This window comes from Cupriavidus sp. GW821-FHT07C08 (assembly GCF_059419025.1).
In genome coordinates, this window is record NZ_JBWKQZ010000067.1 from 1 (window position 1) to 3539 (window position 3539).

Sequence of the window (3539 nt, forward strand, 5' to 3'; positions counted from 1 at the left end):
CGCAGATGATGCGGAGCGCGGAATTATGCAAAGCCACTCCGCCAAAGTGGCGGGTTAGCTTGCATCTCAGCGGTACTGCACTCTGCATTATTCCGGCTCGAACAATGAGGCGATCAGCGCATCCGGCGCCTTGAATCGGCCGCGACGCAAGCCAAGAGGCAATACCGCCTCCATAGCATCGAGCTTCTCCAACGGATCTACACGTAGGTAAATCTCGGTCGTGCGAGTGTCAGCATGGCCAAGCCACAAGGCCACCTTGCGGATGTCCCGAGTGGCCTGAAGCATAGTTATAGCGCAGCCATGCCGGAGCTGATGAGGAGACACAGAGCGCCCGTTCAAAGAGGCGCATGTTTTCGCGGCGGTGCAGGCGTGTTTGTCGAGGACGTACTCGAAGCCGGCTCGGGTCATTGCGTCTCCTTGCGCATTCACGAATAGCTCGGGGACCGGAACCTGGCCCCGCACTGCGAGCCAGGCTCGGAGATCTGCGGTGGTCGCCTTCCAGAGCGGAAGGCATCGCTCCCTCCGACCCTTCCCGAGAACGCGAATGCTCGGTGTTCGCTGCAGGGACAAGTTCTCTAACAGTAGCCCTACCAATTCGGAAACACGTAGGCCGCAGGCGAAGCAGAGGTGCAACATTGCGCGGTCCCGAATTCCAAGGCGTGTTGTGATGTCTGGCGCGTCGATGATGGCGCAAACTTCGTCCTTCGTGAGATGCCGTATTAGCGCTTGGTCATGCCGCTTTCCGGGGATGGCGTGAATTTGCCTCGCCTGTGCCAGGGCGGAAGGCACGCTGAACTCAACATAGTGGAAGAAAGCTTTGATGGCGGCCAGCCGCCCGTTTCGCGTGGCCGCCGAGTTGCCGCGTTGTTCCTCGATGTAGGCAAGGAAGGCAAGAATCAGCTCAGCATCGATCTGCTCGATGCACAGCTGTGAGGGCCGGATCCCAAGGCGCTTGCTAGCGAAGATGAACAGAAGGCGAAAGGCGTGGGCGTAAGTGCCACATGTGTGAGGGCTGTAGCCGCGCTCGATCGGCATGTGTTCGCGCAGGAAACGGGTGATTAACGGTGCGACGGGTGTCATATGCCCTCCCTTGCGACCAGCGCTTCGGCCGCAGCGGCGATGTCGGCCAGCAGCTCTGGGGTGGCCTCCAGGTACCAATAGGTATTAGCGATGTCTGCATGGCCCATATACGTTGCTAGCGCAACGAAGTGACGGGCGACCGCCTCGCGTCGCGTCGGGCACCGCTCCAGAGCTCGTGTTGCGAAGGTGTGCCTTAGATCAACCATGCGCGGCTGGCGCATTCGTGCTGGAGCAATCCCGGCAAGTCGACGTACCCGGCGGAAGGTATTCCCCACAGTGCTAGAGGCAATCCGCCGGGCTCCCGCCGACAGGAATACGTGGTCGTCCGTCACCGCCAGCTGGCAGCGCGCTTCGAGGTATCGGTTGAGTGCGCTCGCCGCTGTGGCGTGCAAGGGGACGAGGCGGCTTTTTCCAAACTTGGCACGCCGGATCCGCAGGATGCCATCGGCCATTACGTCGTCCAGCCTGAGGTCAAGTGCTTCCGACACGCGGAGCCCGGTCGCGGCAATAAGTCCGAACATTGTCGCGTACACCTCGCGTCGAAGCGGGTACGTCAGACGCAGACGGCTGGCTGCCACGACGAGTTGCGTCAGTTCCTCCGGCGCGTAGATATAGGGCAAGCGCCGGCGTTTGGTGAAATGGAACAGGTTGTCCGGGACCTCATGAATCGGATTCTCGGCTTGTAGGAAGCGGCCAAACTGCGCAACGTCTCGCAATCGAATGTGCCGAACGTTCGGTGAGGAACCCTCGGTCGCCCAGTCCACCGCGGTGGAAACGCGAACGTGGATGTCGCCCCTGGCGGTCGCGAACTTGACGAACGCGCGAAGGTTTATCGATACCTCACGAAGCTTGAAGCCGAGTGCCTGACGAAGCGCGAGGTAGCGTTCGGCATCGGCGATCAGCATGATGACACCCCCGGCCACGGCTGAGCAATTTCCGACAGCAGCCCGAAGTCCACCTTGGCGTAGTGAGCCGTCGTCATAGGAGAGCGATGCCGTAGGACCGCACCGACGTCCGCCAGGGATGCCCCCTGACGGAGCATCTCAGTAGCGGCTGAGTGTCTCAGAACATGAGCGCCGTTGACTGGCGATTTGACCCCCGCCCTGCGCAGTGCGCTCCGCACGATATGGGTGACAGAGGCGCGCGTTAACGCACGCAGTGGAGCCAAGACGGTCGTAAAGACCTCGGGTACTTGCAACGATGGTCTACCCTGCTTCAAATAAAGCAAAATCGCGTCACCGACCTCCTGCGATAGTGGCAGTGCCTCCTGGTGACGTCCCTTCCCGCAGACAGTGATGCTCCCGTGGTACCAGTCGATGTCGGCGAGTTTGAGCTGGGCGACCTCGCTAGCGCGCAGCCCGAGCCGGGCCAAAAGCAGGAGCACGGCCCTATCCCGCAACCCGTTGGCGTTGTCAGAACAAGAGCCGACGACCCGCTCGATATCCTTCGCCACGAGAAATCGGGGGACTGCCGAGAGTTGCCAGCATGCGAAACCAGGGATGGCATGCTCCATGCCCGGAGGGCATTGTCCGGTGGCACCGAGAAAGCGAAGGAAGGAGCGTACGGCAACAGTGATGCTCTTGGCATTTTGAATTCCATGCGGACGCGCGCGGTCAAGGACGAAGGCGCGTAGCGCCTCGGCGGAATAGGCATGTGCGTCATCGCCGAGCGCGGTGCATAGCCCCACAAGGGTTCGCTGATAGATGTCGAGCGTCGCTTCAGTCAACCCGCGATGCTTGTACATCCATGAACGGAATTCTCCGAGTACAGGCCAGAGCTCACTGGCGCATGGCGGAGTCACGGGGGGCGGAAGCTCACCCTGCTGTCGCAGAAATCGGATGAACACCGAGGCTGCCGTCAAGGATTGGCGATTGGCTCCGCGACTGTACGAGACGCGCCGCTTCTCCTGAAGCGCCAGCTCGCAGGCCTCGAACCCCGAAAGCAGTTCTTGCGCGCTAAACCCGCTGGCGAGCATCCAATCCGTCCAGCCCGCGAGGCAGCGCAGCATCCAGTCGATTGTGGTAGGGGCATACCCACAGCGGTGGAGCCAGTCGGCAAAGCCGTCGATGTGATCTGCAGCGGGGCCCGCGCGGAGTCGGCCCCGGGTAACAGGTGACTTCAAGTGTGTTTCAAGCATGATAGTCTCACTTGGTTGAAGGGAGACTCAGTATGTGAGCGAGGCAGCCCGACCTGGCGATGCTGACATATGCATTGGGCTTGCGGAATGACCCGTTCGCGGCGCAGCCCATCTAGACAGCAGGCTGAGCTAACGCGATTCGCCGACCCGATGGAACAGGGCATTTGCGGTAGTTGCGTGAGGCCGATTCCAGGTACTGGACGCGCTGATCGCCTCATTGTTCGAGCCGGAATAATGCAGAGTGCAGTACCGCTCAGATGCAAGCTAACCCGCCACTTTGGCGGTGTGGCTTTGCATAATTCCGCGCTCCGCATCATCTGCG

At 61.0% G+C, this 3539-nt stretch carries 3 protein-coding genes; all 3 read right to left on the reverse strand.

Annotated elements, in window-relative coordinates:
- Positions 1 to 87: 87 nt before the first annotated feature.
- From AC07UK_RS38650 to AC07UK_RS38660, 3 genes are read right to left on the reverse strand one after another with little or no spacing between them, the layout of a single operon-like run.
- Entirely contained in the window at positions 88 to 1080 is a 993-nt protein-coding gene (locus tag AC07UK_RS38650) for a tyrosine-type recombinase/integrase (RefSeq protein WP_494688341.1), read from the reverse strand.
- Positions 1077 to 1985, reverse strand: a complete 909-nt coding sequence (locus AC07UK_RS38655; RefSeq protein WP_494688342.1) for a tyrosine-type recombinase/integrase — start codon at positions 1983 to 1985, stop codon at positions 1077 to 1079. Before AC07UK_RS38655 ends, AC07UK_RS38650 begins: the two co-directional genes overlap by 4 nt.
- On the reverse strand, positions 1979 to 2824 hold the full coding sequence (locus tag AC07UK_RS38660; protein WP_494688343.1) for a tyrosine-type recombinase/integrase: 846 nt from the start codon (positions 2822 to 2824) through the stop codon (positions 1979 to 1981). The genes AC07UK_RS38655 and AC07UK_RS38660 overlap by 7 nt, the downstream gene beginning before the upstream one ends.
- Positions 2825 to 3539 lie beyond the last annotated feature (715 nt).